Source organism: Micromonospora inositola (assembly GCF_900090285.1).
GTDB classification, from domain to species: Bacteria; Actinomycetota; Actinomycetes; order Mycobacteriales; family Micromonosporaceae; genus Micromonospora; species Micromonospora inositola.
In genome coordinates this window covers 2480420-2499531 of record NZ_LT607754.1, presented here as the reverse complement: position 1 = coordinate 2499531, position 19112 = coordinate 2480420, and the positions used below count along the sequence as shown (strand labels likewise).

14 protein-coding genes are annotated in these 19112 nt (G+C 74.6%); 6 read left to right on the top strand and 8 right to left on the bottom strand.

The features are described from left to right. Positions 1 to 8: 8 nt before the first annotated feature. Together GA0070613_RS11975 and GA0070613_RS11970 are read right to left on the bottom strand one after the other, a co-directional pair. Positions 9 to 2858, bottom strand: a complete 2850-nt coding sequence (locus tag GA0070613_RS11975) for an ATP-binding protein (protein ID WP_089012367.1) — start codon at positions 2856 to 2858, stop codon at positions 9 to 11. A gap of 155 nt (positions 2859 to 3013) precedes the next feature. Further along, a complete protein-coding gene (locus tag GA0070613_RS11970) occupies positions 3014 to 3232 on the bottom strand; it encodes an FmdB family zinc ribbon protein (RefSeq protein ID WP_089012366.1) in 219 nt (72 codons plus the stop codon). Positions 3233 to 3270: 38 nt separating this feature from the next. Between GA0070613_RS11970 and GA0070613_RS11965 the strand changes: the two genes are divergently transcribed. From GA0070613_RS11965 to GA0070613_RS11955, 3 genes are all read left to right on the top strand, one after another. Further along, a complete protein-coding gene (locus GA0070613_RS11965; RefSeq protein ID WP_089012365.1) occupies positions 3271 to 4506 on the top strand; it encodes a lytic transglycosylase domain-containing protein in 1236 nt (411 codons plus the stop codon). A gap of 72 nt (positions 4507 to 4578) precedes the next feature. Further along, positions 4579 to 5595, top strand: coding sequence for a GNAT family N-acetyltransferase (locus GA0070613_RS11960; RefSeq protein WP_089012364.1), 1017 nt, complete (start codon positions 4579 to 4581; stop codon positions 5593 to 5595). A gap of 94 nt (positions 5596 to 5689) precedes the next feature. Then, positions 5690 to 8962: a lamin tail domain-containing protein gene (locus tag GA0070613_RS11955; protein ID WP_089012363.1), complete on the top strand. Its 3273-nt coding sequence runs from the start codon at positions 5690 to 5692 to the stop codon at positions 8960 to 8962. Between the two features lie 56 nt (positions 8963 to 9018). Here GA0070613_RS11955 and GA0070613_RS11950 read toward each other — a convergent pair whose 3' ends face one another. Further along, on the bottom strand, positions 9019 to 9522 hold the full coding sequence (locus GA0070613_RS11950) for a helix-turn-helix domain-containing protein (RefSeq protein WP_089012362.1): 504 nt from the start codon (positions 9520 to 9522) through the stop codon (positions 9019 to 9021). Positions 9523 to 9946: 424 nt separating this feature from the next. On the opposite strand from GA0070613_RS11950, the gene GA0070613_RS11945 reads away from it, so the two are divergent. Beyond that, positions 9947 to 10462, top strand: a complete 516-nt coding sequence (locus GA0070613_RS11945; RefSeq protein ID WP_231929758.1) for an RNA polymerase sigma factor — start codon at positions 9947 to 9949, stop codon at positions 10460 to 10462. 2 nt (positions 10463 to 10464) lie between these two features. Then, positions 10465 to 11631, top strand: coding sequence for a hypothetical protein (locus GA0070613_RS11940; RefSeq protein WP_089012360.1), 1167 nt, complete (start codon positions 10465 to 10467; stop codon positions 11629 to 11631). Here the strand turns inward: GA0070613_RS11940 and hemB are convergent. From hemB to GA0070613_RS11915, 5 genes are read right to left on the bottom strand one after another with little or no spacing between them, the layout of a single operon-like run. Then, complete coding sequence (hemB, locus tag GA0070613_RS11935) at positions 11625 to 12608, bottom strand: porphobilinogen synthase (RefSeq protein ID WP_089012359.1); 984 nt, start codon at positions 12606 to 12608, stop codon at positions 11625 to 11627. The two genes, GA0070613_RS11940 and hemB, sit on opposite strands and share 7 nt — an antisense overlap. An 18-nt stretch (positions 12609 to 12626) precedes the next feature. Continuing rightward, positions 12627 to 14207 (bottom strand): bifunctional uroporphyrinogen-III C-methyltransferase/uroporphyrinogen-III synthase, encoded by a 1581-nt coding sequence (locus tag GA0070613_RS11930; RefSeq protein ID WP_089012358.1) that lies wholly within the window; start codon positions 14205 to 14207, stop codon positions 12627 to 12629. Next, the gene (hemC, locus tag GA0070613_RS11925; RefSeq protein WP_089012357.1) at positions 14204 to 15172 is read right to left on the bottom strand and encodes a hydroxymethylbilane synthase; all 969 of its coding nucleotides are present in this window, start codon (positions 15170 to 15172) and stop codon (positions 14204 to 14206) included. Before hemC ends, GA0070613_RS11930 begins: the two co-directional genes overlap by 4 nt. Beyond that, positions 15169 to 16563 (bottom strand): glutamyl-tRNA reductase, encoded by a 1395-nt coding sequence (locus GA0070613_RS11920; protein ID WP_089012356.1) that lies wholly within the window; start codon positions 16561 to 16563, stop codon positions 15169 to 15171. The genes hemC and GA0070613_RS11920 overlap by 4 nt, the downstream gene beginning before the upstream one ends. After that, positions 16560 to 17330 (bottom strand): redox-sensing transcriptional repressor Rex, encoded by a 771-nt coding sequence (locus GA0070613_RS11915; RefSeq protein WP_089012355.1) that lies wholly within the window; start codon positions 17328 to 17330, stop codon positions 16560 to 16562. The genes GA0070613_RS11920 and GA0070613_RS11915 overlap by 4 nt, the downstream gene beginning before the upstream one ends. A 412-nt stretch (positions 17331 to 17742) precedes the next feature. Here GA0070613_RS11915 and GA0070613_RS11910 point away from each other — a divergent pair, with 412 nt between their 5' ends. Next, the gene (locus GA0070613_RS11910) at positions 17743 to 19044 is read left to right on the top strand and encodes a sensor histidine kinase (RefSeq protein ID WP_089012354.1); all 1302 of its coding nucleotides are present in this window, start codon (positions 17743 to 17745) and stop codon (positions 19042 to 19044) included. Positions 19045 to 19112 lie beyond the last annotated feature (68 nt).

Below are 19112 nucleotides of genomic sequence, written 5' to 3'. Positions count from 1 at the left end.
CGGGTCGGTCAAGCGGGGTGGGGGCCGGAGGCCGGGCGGGGGCCGGGAGCCTGGTCGGGCCGGCGGGGGGCCGGGGTGCCGGGCGCGCCGGGCGCGCCGAACCGGGGCGAGTCCACGGCCAGGTCCGGGTGCTCCACGCCGAGCGCCAATGCCGCCGCCTCCTCCAGGGCCAGCTCGCCGCCCTCGCCGTACGCGGCGTCGAAGGCCTCGTCGCCGAGCACCCGGCGCAGCTGCGCCTGCCGATCCAGCCAGTGCGGGCCGTAGATGCCCGGGGTGGCCCGCAGGTTCGCCCGGGTCGCCTGCGCCGCCCCGAAGAGCCGGGCCGCGGTCGACGGGTCACCGCCCAACGCGCAGCGCACCGCGATCGCGTTCACCGTGTCGCAGGCCCGGCCGAGGTATCCGTGGCTCATCCGGGAGCGGAGCGCCACCAGCAGGTGTTCGTGCGCCGCGACCAGGTCCCCGCGGGCCAGCGCCACCATGCCGAGCAGCATGTCCACCGAGCGGCGACCCCGCTCGACCGGGCGCGCCGCCTCCACCGGGCGGGCCGCGCCGAGCAGCTCGGCCGCCTCCTCCAGCGCGCCCCGCCGCCAGAGCAGCTCGGCGAGGTTGTAGATGGCCAGCAGCGCGTCGGAGACCACGTCCTCCTCGTGCGCCCACTCGATCACCTCGCGGCAGACCCGCTCGGCCTCCGCGAACTGTCCCATGTCGACCAGCGGCGCTGCCCGGCCGGCCAGGACCCGGGCGAGCAGGCCCAGGTCGCCCGCCTGCCGGGCGGCGGCCTCCGCACGCTGCGAGTAACGCAGCTCCTCGGCGAACTCGCCGTCCGCGCCGGCGTGCAGCGAGTGCATGTGGTACGCCGCCGCCAGCTCCGCCTCCGGGATCACCTCGCCGGTCTCCGCGATCCGGCCGTAGAGCCGGAACAGCCAGAGCCGCCCCTCCCGGGCCAGCCCCCGCTCCCGCCACCACTGGTCCAACCCGCCGGCCAGCCACAACCCCGAGCGGGCGCTGCCACCGGTGGCGCACCAGCGCAGCGCGGCCCGCAGCTCCCCGGCGAGCGGGTCCAGCGCGTAGAGGGAGAGGGTGACCGGCCGCCCGTCCGGCCCGAGGTGCGCCCGCTGCAAGGCGTGCCGCGACCAGGCGACGTGCCGGTCCCGGGCGGTCTGCTCCTCACCGGCCTCGACCAGCCGCCGCGCCGCGTACGCCCGGATCGGGTCGAGCATCCGGTAGGTGCTGCCGGAGGCGTGCGGCTCGGCCAGCACCATCGACTTGTCCACCAGCACGGAGAGCGGGTCGAGCGGATCGTCGTCGAGCAGCCACTGGACGGTCGGCAGGTCGACCGGGCCGGCGAAGACCGACAGCCAGCGCAGCAGCCGGGCCGAGCGCGGCCCCAGCGTCCGGTACGACCAGGTGACGGTGGCCTGCATGGTCAGGTGCCGTTCGCTGGCCGACCGCTGCACCGCCCGGCTGGCCCGGGTAGGTGGGCTGATCCTGGCCGCGGCGGCGACCAGGTCCACGGTGTCCTGCTGGTTGCCGGAACAGCCGGCCTCCACCGGCGGCGGCTCGGGCTCCTCCCGGCCCGCGTCCAGGGTGCCCAGCATGTCGTCGAGGCGTTCGGCGAGCTGACCCACCGAGAGCACCCGCAGCCGCGCGGCGGCCAGCTCGATGGCGAGCGGCAGCCCGTCCAGCCGCCGTACCACCCGGCGCAGGTCGGCCTGCTCGGCCGGGTCCGGCGGCCGGCCGCCCCGGGCCGCCGCCGTCCGGTCCAGCAGCAGCGCCACCGCGTCGCTCTCCGCGCCGTCCGGCCGCGGGTCCACCGAGAGCGGCGGGATCCGCCACACCACCTCGCCGGGCACGCCGAACGACTCCCGGCTGGTGGCGAGCACCCGGACGCCCCGCCCGCCGGCCAGCAGCCGGGAGATCACCTCGGCCGAGGCCGCCGGCTGGGCGTCGCAGGTGTCCAGCACGACCAGCATCCGGCGGGCGGCCGCGTACTCGACCAGGGTGTCCAGAATCGGGCGGCCCGGCTCCGGGCGGAGCCCGAGCACGGCGGCGATCTCGAACGCGACCAGCCCCGGGTCGGTCACCGCGGCCACGTCGACGAACCAGACCCCGTCCGGGTAGGACTCGACGACCCCGGAGGCCAGCTCCACCGCCAGCCGCGTCTTGCCAGTGCCGCCCGCGCCGAGCACGGTCACCAGCCGGTACGTCTCGACCAGCCGCCTCAGCGCCGCCCGTTCCAGCTCCCGCCCGACGAACGAGGTGACCTGGGTCGGCAGGTTGTGCGCCACCGCGTCGGCGGTACGCGGCCGCGGGAACCGCCGCTCCAGCCCCGGCGCGACCAGCTGGAACAGCCGCTCCCGGTCGTCGAAGCCGCGCAGCCGGTGCAGCCCGAGGTCCAGCAGGGACGCCCCGGCCGGCAGCGGGTCGGCGCGCCGGGCGGTCGCCGCCGAGCAGAGCACCTGCCCGCCGTGCGCGGCGGCGGCCACCCGGGCGGCCCGGTGCACCTCGGGGCTGGCGTACTCGCCGTCCCGGGGCTCGGCGTACCCGGTGTGCAGGCCCATCCGCACCCGGGGCGCGGCCTCCGGGGTGGGCCAGTCGTGACTGACCAGCGCCCGCTGGGCGGTCAGGCAGGCGGTGAGCGCGGCGGCCGCGTCCGCGAAGGCGAGGAAGAACGAGTCACCCTCGGTCAGCAGCTCCGCCCCGTCCGTGCCGGCCAGGGTGTGGCGCAGCAGCCGGCGGTGTTCCCGCAGCACCGGGCGGTAGCCCGGACCGAGCAGCTGGGCCAGCCGGGTCGAGCCCTCGATGTCGGTGAACACGAAGGTCACCCATCCGCTCGGGAGGTGGATCCGTGGCGACATGCGTGGAACCTCCGCCCCTGACGTCGGCTTCATGCTGCCCTATTGTCACGCCGTCACGCATCGCGAGAACGGCCGGGCACATTTCGACCCAAGGTGCCACCGGATCTCGTCCCGGGCAAGGCACGGAGGCCGGCGGGGCGAGGTCGGGCCGGACGTCAGCAGCCGCAGCCACCGCCGCAACAGCCACCACCGGCGGGTGCGGAGGCCCCACCGACCGGGCCGGCGCCCCGGCCGGTGACCGCGACGGTGGAGAGGAGCCGCGCCGTGTCGGCGTGCCCCTGTGGGCAGGACGCGGGCTGGCCGGCTTCGGCCATCGGCCGGTTGACCTCGAAGGTGTCGCCGCAGGCGCGGCAGCGGAACTCGTACCGGGGCATGCCACCAGGGTACGACCGGGCCTGACGCCCGGGCGGACATGGGTGATACTCGACGGGTGGTGGACGGCGAGGACAGACCGACGGTTGGGCCCCTGCGACCGGCCGCGCCGCCCGACGACCCCGGGGCGGTCGCGCGGTCCACACCGGTCCCCCGCCCCCGCCGCGACACCGCCGAGAAGGCCGAGAAGACCGACGGCGTCACCGGCGCGAAGGCCGAGCAGGCGGACGCGAAGGCCCAGCAGGCGGAGCAGACGGAGAGCGGCGCCGGCACGGTGGAGCTGGCCAGCACCGTCTCCCGGCGTCGGCGGGTGCCGTTCGCGCACGCGGTGCGGGTGCCGCCGCCCCGGCAGCTCGCCGTCGGCGCGGCCCGGGCCACCCGGGCCTGGTCCCGCCGTCCCAGCGGTCGGGCAACCCTGCCCGGGGTGTTCCTGCTCGCCCTGGTGGGGGCGACCGCGGCGGCGGGTGCGCTGCTGGTGCCGCAGGCGGCTCGGCCGTCCCGCCCGGTGGCCGTGGACGCCACCGCCGGCGTCTCCGTCACCGGCGTACCGGAGGGGGGCGCGCTGCCCGGGCCGACCGGCACCGCCGTACCCCCGGGTCTGCCCGGCGCGACGGGACTGCCCGGCACGCCCCTGCCGGCGGGGACGCCGCTGCCCGGCGGGGCGTGGCCCACCGGGCCGGTCGTCGGTCCGGCGTCGACCGGCCGGCCGGCGGACGCGCTGGCCGCCTGGGCGCAGCAGATGAGCGCGCGGACCCAGATCCCGGCGGTGGCCATGCAGGCGTACGGCTACGCCGAGCTGGTGCTGGCCGAGACGCACCGCAGCTGCCAGCTCAGCTGGACCACCCTCGCCGCGATCGGGTACGTCGAGTCCCGGCACGGGTCGGCCAACGGCGCCACCCTCACGCCCACCGGCCGGTCCGAGCCGGAGATCGTCGGCGACCCGCTGGACGGGCAGGGCGGCCGGTCCCGGATCCTCGACACCGACAGGGGCCAGCTCGACCACGACACCGTCTACGACCGGGCGCTCGGCCCGATGCAGTTCATCCCCAGCACCTGGCAGGAGATCGGCGCAGACGCGGACAACGACGGCCGCCGGGACCCGCACGACATCGACGACGCTGCCCTGGCGGCCGGCAACTATCTCTGCAAGGGCGGCCGGAACATGACCATTCCGGGTGACTGGTGGGGCGCCATCCTCTCCTACAACGACGTCCGCCGGTACGCCCAGGACGTCTTCGACCGGGCGAACGAGTACGGACGGCTCAGCCGTACGTAAGGTGATCGTCCGCGCACATTGGAGAACTGGGCCCTTCCCCCAAGCAGCCGTTGACGGCAAGCTAGACGGGTGATGGTGCGCGAGTGGGACCCCAGGACCGCGTCGTCCGTCGAGATCGCGTCGCTGCTGGACACGCTGAACGCGGTCCTGGCGGCCGACCTCCCGCAGGATCCGCCCTGGCGGGAGAGTTCCCTGCGGGAATACCTCTCCGAGGTGATGCCCGGTGAACGGCGGATCTCCTGGGTCGCCCAGGACGAACCGGCCGCCGACGGCACCCCGGGGCAGATCCTGGGCCAGGTCCAGGTGCTGCTCCTCGGCGGGATCGGGGTGCTGGAGGTGCTGGTGCACCCGTCGGTCCGGCGCAGCGGGCTGGGCCGCACCCTGGTCAAGCTCGCCGCCCGCCGGATCCGGGACGAGGGCTTCGGATCGATCGGCGTCGAGGTCGTCGGGGACACCCCGGCGGTGGCCTTCTACGAGTCGCTCGGCTTCAACCGGGAGTACGTCGAGACCCGCAGCGTGCTCGACCTGGGCGCGGTGGACTGGCCGGTGCTGGCGGAGATGGCCACCGGCGTCGGGGCGGGCTACCACCTGGAGTTCTGCCCGGGTGGTCCGCCGGACGACCTGATCGAGGCGTACGCGCGGGCCAAGGCGGAGGTGCGCGACGTCGACGACGGCGAGCTGCGCCCCAGCTCCTATGACCCGGAGCGGCTCCGGGACAGCCTGGACACGCTGCACCGGCGTGGCATGAAGCCGTACATCGTGCTGGCCACCCACGAGCAGAGCGGGGAGGTGGCCGGGCTGACCGAGGTGGTGGTGCCGGCCCAGCACCCCACCCGCGCCGACCAGTACGACACGATCGTGGTGCAGGACCACCGGGGTTACGGCATCGACCGGGCGATCAAGGCGCGGATGCTGCTGGAACTGCGCTCGGCCGAGCCGGACCTGGCCGAGGTGCAGACCTGGAACGCCCAGGCCAACGAGGCGATGCTGAAGGTGAACGCCGAGCTGGGCTACCGGCCGGACCGGGACTGGTGCGAGTACGGCGTGGACGTCGCCGAGCTGGTGCACCGCCTCGACGCGCAGCACTGACGGATATTCACCAAACGGCCTGCCGGGGGATGGACGGCGGACAGGAACGCGACTTAACGTGCGTTAGTTCCCGTCCGCCCATCGTGGAGGCCTCATGCGCCCGCGCCGCACACTCGCCGCGCTCGCGACAACCGCCGCCGTCTCCGTCACGGCAATCGGCGTCGCACCCATCGCGGCCAGCGCCGCGCCCACCGACCTGTTCATCTCCGAGTACGTCGAGGGGTTGTCCAACAACAAGGCGATCGAGCTGTACAACGGCACCGGCGCCCCGGTCGACCTGGCCGCCGGCGGCTTCCAGCTCCAGCTCTACTTCAACGGCTCGACCACGGCGACGAACGTCGCCCTGACCGGCACGGTGGCCACCGGTGACGTCTTCGTCTTCGCCGCCTCGTCGGCCGCGCCGGCGATCCTCGCCCAGGCCGACCAGACCACCGGCGCCAGCCTGTTCAACGGCGACGACGCGATCGTGCTGCGCAAGGGCACCACGGTGCTCGACTCGATCGGTCAGGTCGGCGTCGACCCCGGCACCGAGTGGGGCACCGGGCTGACCAGCACCGCCGACAACACGCTGCGCCGGCTGCCGTCGGTGAGCGGCGGGGACACCGACCCGTCGGACGCCTTCGACCCGGCCGTCCAGTGGGCCGGCTTCGCGACCGACACCTTCGACGGCCTGGGCAGCCACTCCGTCGACGGCGGCGGCCCCGTCGACCAGCCGGCCAAGCTCACCTGCGGCGGCACGCTGACCGTCGAGGCCGGCGCCACCGCGACCCGCGAGGTGACCGCCACCGACGCCGACGACACGGTCACCGACCTGGCGGTCACCGCCGTCAGCCCGGGCCCGGCGACCGGCTCGATCAGCCGTAGCGCCGTCACCCCGGCCGCCGGGGTCGGCGGCACCGCCACCGCGACGGTCACCGCCACCGGCCTGCCGGCCGGCTCGTACACGGTCACCGTGACCTCGACCGACGCCGACGGCGCGACGGCCACCTGCACGCTCACCGTGCAGGCCACCGCCCTGCTGTCGGTGGGCGAGGTGCAGGGCCGCACCAGCGACGACGAGAAGGGCGCCACCGACCGCTCGGCGCTCGCCCCGGCCAGCGGCAACGGCACCAGCTCCGCCCTGTACGACGTGCGCGGCGTGATCACCCAGAAGTCGCTCACCCGCACCTCCGCCGGGGCCGACCAGTACGGCTTCTATCTGCAGAGCCGCAAGGGCAGCGAGGACGGCGACCCGCTCACCTCGGACGGGATCTTCGTCTTCATGGGCTCCTTCACCACGCTGATCGGGGGCTACGCGCCGACCGTCGGCGACGAGGTCGTGCTGCGCGGGCGGGTGTCCGAGTTCTTCAGCCAGACCCAGCTCTCCAGCGCCTCGCTGGTGCGCAAGCTGGACTCCGGCCTGGACGTCGACACGGCCGTGCAGGTCGACGACGCGACGCCGCCGGCCGAGGCGGCGGCCGCCGACCTCTACTGGGAGCGGCACGAGGGGGCCCGGATGCGGGTCCGGTCGGGCAGCGGGGTCGCCGCCCCGCGGCACATCTTCGCCTCCACCGCCGACTCGGAGATCTACGTGGTGGACCGCGAGGACCCGATCATGAAGCGGACCGACCCGTACGCCCGCCGGGTGTTCCGGGACGCGCACCCGCTGGACGACATGCCGGGCACGCTCTTCGACAACGGCAACAACCAGCGCGTCCTGCTGGGCGCGGGCGGGGTGAAGGCCACCGCCGGTGACTCCGGCGCGCTGCTGCCGGAGGCCCGCACCTTCGACACGCTGACCGAGGACGCCTACGGCGCCATCTCGTACGCGTTCAGCAAGTACAGCGTCCAGCCGGAGCAGCTCACCCTCACCGGTGGCGCCGACCCGGCGGCGAACAACCCGCCGCAGCCGGCGAACCGGGACACCGAGGTCGCGGTCGCCACCTACAACCTGGAGAACCTGTACGACTACCGGGACGACCCGTTCGACGGCTGCGACTTCGCCGGCAACCCGGGCTGCACCGGAGTCACCCCGCCATTCGACTACGTGCCGGCCAACGAGGCCGCGTACACCGCGCGGCTGGGCGTCGAGGCCCGGCAGATCGTGACCGCCCTGCACAGCCCCGACCTGGTGCTGGTGCAGGAGGCCGAGGACCAGGACATCTGCTCGGTCGCCGACGGCAAGCTGGCCTGTGGGGACACCAACAACGCCGACGGCGCGCCGGACACCATCCAGGAGTTGGCGCTCACCATCGCGGCCAACGGCGGTCCCGCCTACGCCGCCGCGTACGACCGCACCGGCGCGGACGCCCGGGGCATCACCTCGGCGTTCCTCTACCGCACCGACCGGCTGACGCTGGCCGAGGCGACCGCCACCGACCCGCTGCTGGGCACCACCCCGACGGTGGAGTACCGCTCGGCGGGGCTGCCGGCCAACGCCGACGTGCAGAACCCGAAGGCGCTCAACGCGGTGCTGCCGGCCGACGTGGACCGCTCCACCGGGGTGGACGGCGCGAACGTCTACACCCGAGCCCCGCAGCTCGGGAAGTTCACTGTGGCGGCGGGGCCCGGGTCGACCGAGCACTACACCCTCTGGGCGCTGAGCAACCACTACTCGTCCGGCCCGGACACCCGGGTCGGGCAGCGGCGGGAGCAGGCCGCGTACGGCGCCGCGCTGGTGAAGGCCGTCGAAGCGAACGACCCCAACGCCCGGGTCATCTACGGCGGCGACCTGAACGTCTTCCCCCGCCCGGACGACCCGATCGCCACCGGGGCGAACCCGACCCCGTCGGACCAACTCGGCCCGCTGTACCAGGCCGGTATGCACAACCTCTGGGACGACCTGGTCGCGGACGTGCCGGCGGCGGCGTACTCGTACACCTTCAGCGGGCAGGCGCAGACGCTGGACAACCTCTTCACCAACGACAAGCTCCACGACGACCTGGTGCAGATCCGCTCGGCGCACATCAACGCCGACTACCCGACCGACGCCGAGGGCCTCGGCGACCGGGGCGCCAGCGACCACGACCCGCAGGTGGCCCGGTTCCACTCCCGCGCGTCGCTGACCGTCGCGGACGCGTCGGTGGCCGAGGGCGACAAGGGCGACGCCGCCCTGACGTTCACGGTGACGGTGTCCCGGCCGCTCTCCGAGCCGGCGCTGATCTGCGCCACCACGTACGGCATCACCGCCCAGGCCGGCTCCGACTACGACCCGTACGTCGGCTGCCGCACCCTGGCGGCGGGGCAGACGTCGATCGCCTTCCCGGTGGCCGTCCGCGGTGACCGGAAGGTCGAGGCGGACGAGCAGCTGAAGCTCTTCGTCGCCGGCGTGCCGGGCCTCCGGCTCGCCGACCCGGTCGCCGTCGGCACCATCGCCAACGACGACTGACCATTCTGCCCAGAAGCGGCCCGTCGTCCAGCTCACCGGCTGGACGACGGGCCGCTTCAGTACGTCCACCGCCGCGGATCCTCCGGGGGCGGCACGCCGCGGTACTTCGCCACCCGCACCTCCCACTGGCTGCGGCGGCGGCGCGCCTCCCGGTCGATCGGGCAGCGGTGGAAGGTCTCGGGCGGCCGGGCCAGGCCGTAGATGTCGGCCCACCACTCGCCGGGCTCGGGGTCGAGGATCAGCTTCAGGTGCGACGGATACCGGCGTCCCGCGCCGTCGCGGGTGTCGTCCCAGTCCTCCATCGGCTGGATCACCCGCCCCTCCTGGTCGACCACGACGAGGTACAGGCCCGCCGCCCCCAGCAGCCGTTCGAGCACCTGGAGACTGGGGGTCATCCCGCCGGCCTCGACCCTGCCCACGGTCGACGGCGCCACCTTGGCGAAGCGGGCCATCTGCCGCTGGCCGAGCCCGGCGATCCGGCGGGCCTGCCGGACCAGCCCGGCGATCGGCACGCGACCGATCGTCGGGCCCGTCGGCGGTGGATCGAGCGCGGAAGCCATGCCGGCACCCTGCCCAGCGGTACACACCACCGACAACCCCTGTGGACAAAACTGTGGACAGACCCGTGCGACCGCCGCGCACGCGTGCCGGCCCGCCCGCCCGCCCGCCCGCCAGGATCTGCCTCGACCCCTTTGCTCTGCTGCAGCCCACGCAACAGTCAAAGCGCCGAAGTGTTGCGTGGGCTGCAGCAGAGCAAAGGACGTGGACACTAGTGGTCGCGGCACGGCCCGTCCCGCGACAGCCCGTCCCGCGACAGCCCGCTCCCGCGGCCGCGGGCCAGCGGCCAGGACGAGCGCAGTCGCGCTCGGCGCGGACCACCCGGCCCCGCGGGTTTCCGGAAAACGGGGTGAACTGATGGAACACCGCGCCGGGGCCGGGCGTGTACCTGGCATGGGAAGCCACCCGGCAGCGCCGGCCAGTGCCGTGGAAGAGCTGACACGCGACCGCGCCGAGCCGGCCGGCGCCCGGGCAGAGCTGCCGTTCGAGCAGTTCTACCGGGAGCACGTGGACCGGATCCACCGGGCGCTCGCGCTGGCCGTCGGAAACCCGGCCGTTGCGCGGGAGGCCGCCGACGAGGCGATGGCGCGGGCGTACGCGCGCTGGGACCGGGTCCGCGGGCTCGACAACCCGGCGGGCTGGGTGTTCCGGGTCGGACTCAATTGGGCCACGTCGTGGTGGCGGAAGGTCCGCCGGGAGCGACCACCGGCCGACGAGTGGCGGGGGGCGGCGGCGCCCGCACCCGACCCGGCCGGCCTGGCCGCCCGGTCGGCCCTGGACCGACTGCCCGTCGGCCAGCGCACCGTGATCGTCTGCCGGGTCCTGCTGGACCTCTCCACCGCCGAGACGGCGGCGGTGCTCAACCTGACCGAGGGCACGGTCCGTAGCCGGCTCTCCCGTGGCCTGGCCGGCCTTCGGGCGGCATTGGACGAGAAGGAGTGACGGTGGACGTCGTACCCGATGACCTCACCGAACTGGTGCACCGCGCCGCGCGCGCCACCGCACCGCACGTGGCGGACCTGGCGAACGTGCGCCGACGGGCCCGTGCCCGACGTCGCCGGCGCGCCGCGGCAACCGCGGCCGGACTGGCCGTGCTGGTCGCCCTCACCGGCGGCGCCGTCCCGCTGCTCGCGGGTGACGACCGGGCTGCCGCACCGGTGTCCGCGCCGTCGCCCCCGCCCACCGGGGCCGGTCCCACCACGCCGGCGCCGCCGCCTGCGCCGGCACAGCGACTGTTCATCGCCGGTGGCGGCGGTAGCTCCAAGCCGCTCCGGGGCGGACCCGAGATCGGTCTGGTGGGCGGCGCCGCGGACGAGGTGGTGGCCGACGGCTCGGTGGTCCGGCACCGGGTCCCCGCCGGGTGGGAGAGCAACGTGGCCCTGCCCGACGGGCGGCTGGTCGGCCTCAAGCTCACCGACCTCATGCCCGGTGTGCAGCGCAGGGACGGCCCGAACGTGGCGGGTCTGTCCATCAAGCTCATGTTGTTGGACACGGACGGTCGGATCCAGCGCAGCCGGGAGGTCAGGGTCAAGGGCCAGGGCCTCGAACTCGTCGGCGCCGACGAGCGGTACGCGTATCTCGTCCGCGACAACGTCGGCCTCGTGGCCCACGAGCTGGCCACCGGCCGGGAGGAGACCCTGATCCGCGCCTCGAAGGTTCGCGCTGAGGTGCTGTTCGGGACCGTGGACGTGGCGGCGGGCCTGGTGGTGACGGCGACCAGCGGGCCGTCCATGGAGCGGTGCCAGGTCGACGTGCTCCGACTGGCCGACGGGAGGCGGCAGTCCCGCCTCGAGGTGAAGGGCGACTGCGCACAGTCGATCCGGCTCTCCCCGAACGGCAGGCTCGTCGCGATCCCCTACGGCCGTCCGAGCGGTCGGCACCAGTGGGAGTACCGGATGGCGATCCTGGACACCACCAGCGGACAGCGTCTGGCAGACCAGTTCATCGGGACCGCGAGCGTGGTCTACGGCCTCGTGGTCAGCGGCACCTGGGGGGCCGCCTGGGCCGACGACACCACCGTCCGCGTGGTCTGGGCGCAGCTACCGCAGCCGGCCCGCAAGGTCTACTCCGTCTCCGAGCTGGCCCGGGTGGTGACCGTCAGCGCTCAGTAGCGCTCGCGGAGCAGCTGGGCGGCCTCGACCGCCCAGTAGGTGAGGATGATCTGCGCGCCGGCCCGGCGGATCGAGGTGAGCGTCTCCAGCATCACCCGCTCCCGGTCGATCCAGCCGTTTGCGGCGGCCGCCTCGACCATCGCGTACTCGCCGGAGACCTGGTAGGCGGCGACCGGGACGTCCACCGCGGCCCGGACCGCCGACACCACGTCGAGGTAGGGCAGCGCCGGCTTGACCATCACCATGTCGGCGCCCTCGGCCACGTCCAGCTCCACCTCGCGCAGCGACTCCCGCAGGTTCGCCGGGTCCTGCTGGTAGGTGCGCCGGTCGCCCTCCAGAGCGGACTCCACCGCGTCCCGGAACGGGCCGTAGAACGCGGAGGCGTACTTCGCCGCGTACGCCAGCACCGCGACGTCCTGGTGGCCCGCGGCGTCCAGGGCCCGGCGGACCACTCCGACCTGGCCGTCCATCATCCCGGACGGCCCGACCACGCCGACCCCGGCGATGGCCTGGGCCACCGCCATGTCGGCGTACGCGGCCAGGGTGGCGTCGTTGTCGACGCCGCCGTCCGGGGTGAGCAGGCCGCAGTGGCCGTGCGAGGTGAACTCGTCCAAGCAGAGGTCGCTCATCACGACCGTGGCGTCACCGACCTCGGCGACCACGTCCCGGATCGCCACGTTGAGGATGCCGTTCGGGTCGATGCCACCGGAGCCGGTGGCGTCCCGCTCGGCGGGCACCCCGAAGAGCATGATCCCGCCGACGCCGGCCTGGACCGCCTCGACGGCGGCCTTGCGCAGCGAGTCCCGGGAGTGCTGGAGCACTCCCGGGAGCGACGCGATCTGCCGCGGCTCGGCCAGCCCCTCCTTGACGAACATCGGCACGACCAGCTCGGCCGGATCGACGCGGGTCTCGGCAACCAGCCGCCGCACGGCGGCGTTACGGCGCAGCCGGCGGGGCCGGATCTCGGGGTACGGCATGAGGAGCCTCCCTAGCGATCAGCGGAACCTCAGGGCGGTCGGCCCCTGCACCTTCGAGCCGCGGCGCTGCTTCGCCGGCATGGCGGCGAGCTTCTCGCGCAGCTCGACGGCGTAGGCGGCGAGCGCCTCCACCAGGTCGGGCACCGAGGCGTGCTGAGGCTGGACGTCGACCCGCAGGCCGAACTCCGTCGCGGTCTCCGCCGTCTTGGGCCCGATGACGGCAACAACGGTACGCGCGTGCGGCTTCCCAGCGATGCCGACCAGGTTCCGGACCGTGGAGGACGAGGTGAAGAGCACCGCGTCGAACCCGCCCGACTTGATCGCGTCGCGGATCTCGGCGGCCGGCGGGGCGGCCCGGACGGTCCGGTACGCGGTCACGTCGTCGACCTCCCAGCCGCGCTCGGTCAGCCCGGCGGCGAGGGTCTCGGTGGCGATGTCGGCGCGCGGCAGCAGCACCCGGCCCACCGGGTCGAGGATCTCGTCGTGCGGCGAGAACTCGGCCAGCAGCCCCTCGGAGGACTGCTCCCCGGACGGGACCAGCTCCGGCTGGATGCCGAAGGCGCGGACCGCGTCGGCGGTCGCCTCGCCGATGCAGGCGATCTTGACGCCGCCGAAGTGCCGGGCGTCCAGGCCGTGCTCGGCGAACTTCTCCCAGACCGCCCGGACCGCGTTCACCGAGGTGAAGATCACCCAGGCGTACCGGCCGTCGACCAGGCCCTTGACCGCCCGCTCCATCTGGGCGGGGGTGCGCGGCGGCTCGACCGCGATGGTCGGCACCTCGCACGGGATCGCCCCGTACGCGCGCAGCCGGGCGCTCATCACGCCGGCCTGCTCCTTGGTCCGGGGAACGAGCACCTTCCAGCCGTACAGCGGCCGGTTCTCCCACCAGCTCAGCTTGTCCCGCTGGCCGACGCCCGCGCCGATGGTGAGCACCACCCGGCCGGTGAAGCCGAGCGCCGCCGCGACGAACGAGTCCACGGTCGACGTGGTGGTGTACTGCGTCTCGCCGGTGCCGTCGCCGGTCACGCCGACGCCGGTCGTGCCGTCCACCCCGGCGGCGAGCAGGCCGTCGCGGACCGCGGCCAGGTCGCCCGCGTCCACGGCCAGGGCCAGCGAGCCCCGACCGGCGGCGGCGGCCAGCGCGTCGAAGTCCAGCGTGCTGACGTCCTCGACGTCGGCAGCGGTCCGCACCCCCGGCAGCGGCACACCCGCGTAGGTGGCCACGCCCTCGGCCTGGCCGATGCCCGGGACCACCTCGAAGTGCGCGGCGGTACGCGCGACCGCCTGCACCTCCTTGACCACCGAGTCGTGGCCGAACGGGTCACCGGCGACCAGGTGCACCGCGTTCTGCCCGGAGCGGGCCGCGGAGATCAGCACCTTCGCCACGTCCCCCGGTACGCCCTCGGCGGGGCTGAACTGGGCGTCGGACTTGGCCTGGGCGCGGACGGCGTCGAGCAGCGACTCGGGGACTCCCCGGTCGTACACCACCTGGTCGGCGTCGACCAGGGCGTCGTGCGCCCGGCGGGTCAGCAGGCCCGGGTCGCCGGGGCCGGCCCCGACGAACGCGATGCGGCCTACGGGCTTACGGGTGCGGGTCATTCTGTGCTCCCAAATTGCTGGGTCCCCGGGCCGGCGTGTCCTTCTTGGCCGAGGATCGAGTCGGCGCCGAGTTCGAGGAGTTCGGCGGCGAGTGCCTTGCCGATCTCCGCCGCGTCGGCGGGCGTTCCGGTGCGGGACAGCCGGAGGTCACGGGTACCGTCCGGGCTGATCACCGCCCCGCGCAGGTAGATCTCCTCGCCGGCCTCACCCTCGGCGAGTTCGCCGTAGGCGGCGACGGGCGCGGTGCACCCGGCCTCCAGGGTGGCCAGCAGCGCCCGCTCCGCGGTAACCGCGGCGCGGGACGGTGCGTGGTCGAGCACCGCGAGCAGCTCGACCAGGTCCGGGTCGTCGATCCGGCACTCCACGGCCAGCGCGCCCTGGGCGGGCGCGGGCAGCATCAGCATCGGGTCGAGCGTCTCGGTGATCACGTCGGTCCGGCCGAGCCGGGCCAACCCGGCGCGGGCCAGGACGACGGCGTCGAGGTCGGCGTCCGGGCCGAGCACCCGACCGAGGCGGGTGTCAACGTTGCCCCGGATCGGGGTGACCTCCAACTGCATGCCGAGCGCGTGCAGCTGGGCGATGCGGCGCAGCGCACCGGTGCCGACCACCGCGCCGGGCGGCAGCTCGGCGAGCGTACGGCCGCCCTTGGCGACCAGCGCGTCGCGCGGGTCCTGCCGGGGCGGCACCGCCGCGATGTGCAGCCCGGGGGCCCCCGCCGTCGGCAGGTCCTTGTACGAATGGACGGCGAAGTCGATGGTGCGAGCGGTCAGCGCGTCCCGCAGGGCGGAGACGAAGACGCCGACGCCGAGCCGGTGCACCGGGGCCGTGGAGCGGTCGCCGGCGGTCACCACCTCGACCAGCTCGACCTCGCGGCCGGTCGCCGCGGTGAGGGCCTCGGCGACCTGGCCGGACTGGGCCATCGCCAGGGCGCTGCCCCGCGTGCCGAGGCGCAGGGGGGCGGTCATCGGGCACCTCCGGTGGACGGGACGTCGGAGTCGGTCACCGGCACGTCCGCGACCTCGAACGACGGCCGTCCGGCCGCGTCGGTCTCGACCACGTCGGGGACGGTGTCGACCGGGGAGGTCTGCGGCACCTCCAGGTCGAACAGCTCGCGCAGCAGGGCGGCGTACTGGTCGCCGCCCGGCTCGGCGGCGAGCTGGCGGACCCGCACGGTGGGCTGGTGCAGCAGCCGCTGCACCACCCGGTGCACCGTCCGGGCGACCTCGGCGCGCTGGTCGTCGGTGAAGTCGGGGCGGCGCTGGGCGAGCCGGCGCAGCTCGGCGGTGACCACGTCGTCGGCGTGGCCGCGCAGGGCGGCCACGGTGGGCGCCACGTCGGCGCCGCGCAGCCAGGACAGGAACGCCTCGACCTCGCCGGCGACGATCCGGGTCACCTCGGCGGCGTCGGCGGCGGCCGGCCCGTCGGCGAGGATCGCGGCCATCCGGTCGATGTCGATCACCTCGACCCCGGTCAGCTCCGCGACGCCCTGCGCGACGTCGCGCGGCACGGCCAGGTCGAGCAGGACCAGCGGACCCCGGTCGGTGTCCCGGCGAGCCAGCGCCCGGGTCACCACGTCGAGGGTGAGGACCGGTTCGGTGGCCGCGGTGGCGGCCACTACGATGTCCACTGCGGAGAGCGCGTCGACCAGTTGGGCCATCGGCACGGCGTTCGCGCCGTACGACTCGGCGAGCCGGACGGCCCGGTCGGCGCCGCGGTTGGTCACGGTGAGCGGCCCGGCGCCCAGCCGGGAGAGCGTCGCCACGCCCAGCGAGCCCATCGCGCCGGCCCCGACCACCATGGCGGGCCGGCCGGAGAGGTCGCCGTCGAGGAAGCCGGCGGCCAGGTCCAGGGCGGCGGTGACCACGCTCTGACCGGCCCGGTCGATGTTGGTCTCGGCGTGCGCGCGCTTGCCGACCCGCAGCGCCTGCTGCATCAGCTCGTGCAGCAGGCGGCCGGCGGAGTCGGTGCCGCTGGCCCAGTGGTACGCGTCCCGGAGCTGGCCGAGGATCTGCGCCTCGCCGACCACCATCGAGTCCAGCCCGGCGGCGACCCGGAAGACGTGGTCGACGGCGGCGGCGTCGTAGTGCACGTAGAGGTGGTTGGCGAGCGCCGCGGGCGGGGCGCCGGCCTGCTCGGCCAGGACGGCGCAGATGTCGCCGAGTCCGCCGTGGAAGCCGGAGACGGCCGCGTAGACCTCCACCCGGTTGCAGGTGGAGACGAGCACCGCCTCGGCGACGTACGGCTGGGCGAGCAGGCGGTCCAGGGTGCGGGTGAGATCGGCGGGGGCGACCGCCAGCTGCTCCAGCGTGGCGACCGGAGCGGTGCGGTAGGACGCGCCGACGGCGAGCAGTTTCACGTGCCGATCGCCTCCTGGGTGTCGGTGGCCGCGAGCCCGCCGGGCAGGGCGGTGAGGGCGGACCCGCCGGTGGCGGGGAGCGCGGTCAGCGACGCCTTGCGGTGCTCGTGGAAGGACAGGATCTGCAGCTCGATCGCGAGGTCGACCTTGCGGACGTCGACCCCCTCCGGAACCGAGAGTACGCACGGAGCGAAGTTGAGGATGCTCGTCACGCCGACGGCGACGAGCTGGTCGGCCACCGCCTGGGCGGCCGGCGCGGGGGTGGCGATCACGCCGATCGAGATCGACGCCTCGACGGCGACCCGGGGCAGCTCGTCGACATGCCGGACGACCAGCCCGTTTATCTGCTCGCCGACCCGGGACGGGTCCGCGTCGAAGAGCGCGGCGATCCGGAAGCCGCGGCTGGCGAAGCCGTCGTACCCCGCGAGGGCGTGACCGAGATTACCCACGCCGACCAGGGCGACCGAGCGGCACTCGTTGAGCCCGAGCACGGACTCGATCTGGTCGATCAGCAGGGCCACGTCGTAGCCGACGCCCCGGGTGCCGTACGAGCCGAGGTGGGAGAGGTCCTTGCGGAGCTTGGCCGAGTTGACGCCGGCGGCGTTCGCCAGGCCCTCGCTGGAGACCGTCTCGTGTCCGCTGTCGGCGAGGTTGTGCAGCGCGCGGAGGTATTCCGGGAGCCGCGCGACGGTCGCCTCGGGCAGGTCCGGGAGCGCCGGTATGGCACCGGCGCGGCCGGGCGCGCCAGGGTGACGGTGCTGACTCATGAGACTCCGTGCGGTGCGATCCTCGACCAGCGTCGTCGTCCGGTCGTTTCGGGACTCCCGCTGGCGACCGATGTTGCCGGCTGTGCTAGCAGGGCGCGTCGGAACTACAGAGTAGGCGCTTGTGAAGACGTGCACAAATCGCGATCTTGCTGGCTCGCGACGCGCCTCCACCTGCCCCTCCATTCCACAAGATCGATCTGACGCGCTCCATCGGCGCCGCTCGACGATTATTGCTCAATCCCGACTTCTCTGACCAATCGCACGCCCTCCGTCGCGCTGTGTCACCGCTGATCTGGGTCGAGTTTCACTCGCGTCGCCGGTCCGGCCGACCGGCCCCGGTAGGGAGAACCCCACCCCGGAGAGGCCGGCGCACGGGATGGGTCCGGCCGGCCGTCGCCCATAGCCTCATGGCATGACCGCCATTTCCCTGGCCGCCACGCCGGCTCCGACACCCGTCCGCGGGGTCACCCGTCAGCTCCTGCGCGACTCCGGCTACGTGCTGCTCGGCCTGCCCCTGGCCCTCGCCGGCCTGGTGGTCGTGGTGGCGGGGATCTCACTCAGCGCCGGCCTGCTGGTGACCACCGTCGGCCTGCCGGTCCTCGCCGGCACCCTCTACGTGGCCCGCGGGCTGGCCGACATCGAGCGGCTGCGGCTCCCCGCCGTGCTGCGCCAACCCCGGGTCCGCCCCGAGTACCTGGTCCCCGAGCCGGGCGCGAAGCTCTGGCGGCGGGTCTTCGTCCCGATGCGCGACGCGCAGTCCTGGCTCGACCTGGCGCACGGCCTGTTGAAGCTGCTGGTGGCGCTGCCGACCTTCGTGCTGCTGCTCGTCTGGTGGGCGGTCGCCGTCGCCGGCACGCTCTACGGCGCGTACGACTGGGCCATCCCGCGCGGCCCGGACGACCAGGACCTCAGCCAGCTCCTCGGGATGGGCGACGGGGCCGGCGCGCGGATCGCCCTGAACACCGCGCTCGGCGTGTTCTGCCTGTTCACCCTGCCGCTGCTGGCCCGGGCCTGTGCCCTGCTCCAGGCCGGCCTGGCCCGCTCCCTGCTGACCGGGATGGCCGAGATGCGCAACCGGATCACCACCCTCGAGGAGCAGAAGCGCGCCGCCGCCTCGGCCGAGGCGTCTGCCCTGCGCCGGCTGGAACGCGACATCCACGACGGCCCGCAGCAGCGCCTGGTCCGGCTCGCCATGGACCTGAGCCGGGCCCGCCAGCAGCTCGCCGCGGACCCGGAGGCGGCCCGCCGGACCCTGGACGAGGCGGTCACCCAGACCCGGGAGACCCTCGGCGAGCTGCGCGCCCTGTCCCGGGGCATCGCCCCGCCGATCCTGGTCGACCGCGGCCTGCCCAGCGCCCTGGCCGCCCTCGCCGCCCGCGCCCTGGTCCCGGTCGAGCTGGTGATCGACCCCGAGCTGGGCACGCCCACCGGGCGGCTCGACCCGGCGGTGGAGAACACCGCGTACTTCGTGGTGGCGGAGGCGCTGACCAACGTCGCCAAGCACAGCCAGGCCACCTCGTGCCAGGTCGAGGTCACCCGCCGGGTCGGCCGGCTGGAGGTCGCCGTACGGGACGACGGGGTGGGCGGCGCCCACCTGGCCAAGGGGCACGGGCTGGTCGGCATCGCCGACCGGGTCCGGGCCACCGGCGGCACGCTCGACGTGGTCAGCCCGGCCGGCGGGCCGACCGAGATCCGCGCCGAGCTGCCCCGGTGAACCGGCCGACCTCACCGGCCCCGCCGGGCCGGTCGGGAGCCGGGGCGGGCGTCCCGGTGGCGGCGGCG

What these genes read in the sequence shown, in the direction of transcription:
- GA0070613_RS11975 (WP_089012367.1), bottom strand. Translation starts at nt 2,858, where the DNA reads ATGTCGCCACGGATCCACCTCCCGAGCGGATGGGTGACCTTCGTGTTC.
- GA0070613_RS11970 (WP_089012366.1), bottom strand. Translation starts at nt 3,232, where the DNA reads ATGCCCCGGTACGAGTTCCGCTGCCGCGCCTGCGGCGACACCTTCGAG.
- GA0070613_RS11965 (WP_089012365.1), top strand. Translation starts at nt 3,271, where the DNA reads ATGGGTGATACTCGACGGGTGGTGGACGGCGAGGACAGACCGACGGTT.
- GA0070613_RS11960 (WP_089012364.1), top strand. Translation starts at nt 4,579, where the DNA reads ATGGTGCGCGAGTGGGACCCCAGGACCGCGTCGTCCGTCGAGATCGCG.
- GA0070613_RS11955 (WP_089012363.1), top strand. Translation starts at nt 5,690, where the DNA reads ATGCGCCCGCGCCGCACACTCGCCGCGCTCGCGACAACCGCCGCCGTC.
- GA0070613_RS11950 (WP_089012362.1), bottom strand. Translation starts at nt 9,522, where the DNA reads ATGGCTTCCGCGCTCGATCCACCGCCGACGGGCCCGACGATCGGTCGC.
- hemB (WP_089012359.1), bottom strand. Translation starts at nt 12,608, where the DNA reads ATGCCGTACCCCGAGATCCGGCCCCGCCGGCTGCGCCGTAACGCCGCC.
- GA0070613_RS11930 (WP_089012358.1), bottom strand. Translation starts at nt 14,207, where the DNA reads ATGACCCGCACCCGTAAGCCCGTAGGCCGCATCGCGTTCGTCGGGGCC.
- hemC (WP_089012357.1), bottom strand. Translation starts at nt 15,172, where the DNA reads ATGACCGCCCCCCTGCGCCTCGGCACGCGGGGCAGCGCCCTGGCGATG.
- GA0070613_RS11915 (WP_089012355.1), bottom strand. Translation starts at nt 17,330, where the DNA reads ATGAGTCAGCACCGTCACCCTGGCGCGCCCGGCCGCGCCGGTGCCATA.
- GA0070613_RS11910 (WP_089012354.1), top strand. Translation starts at nt 17,743, where the DNA reads ATGACCGCCATTTCCCTGGCCGCCACGCCGGCTCCGACACCCGTCCGC.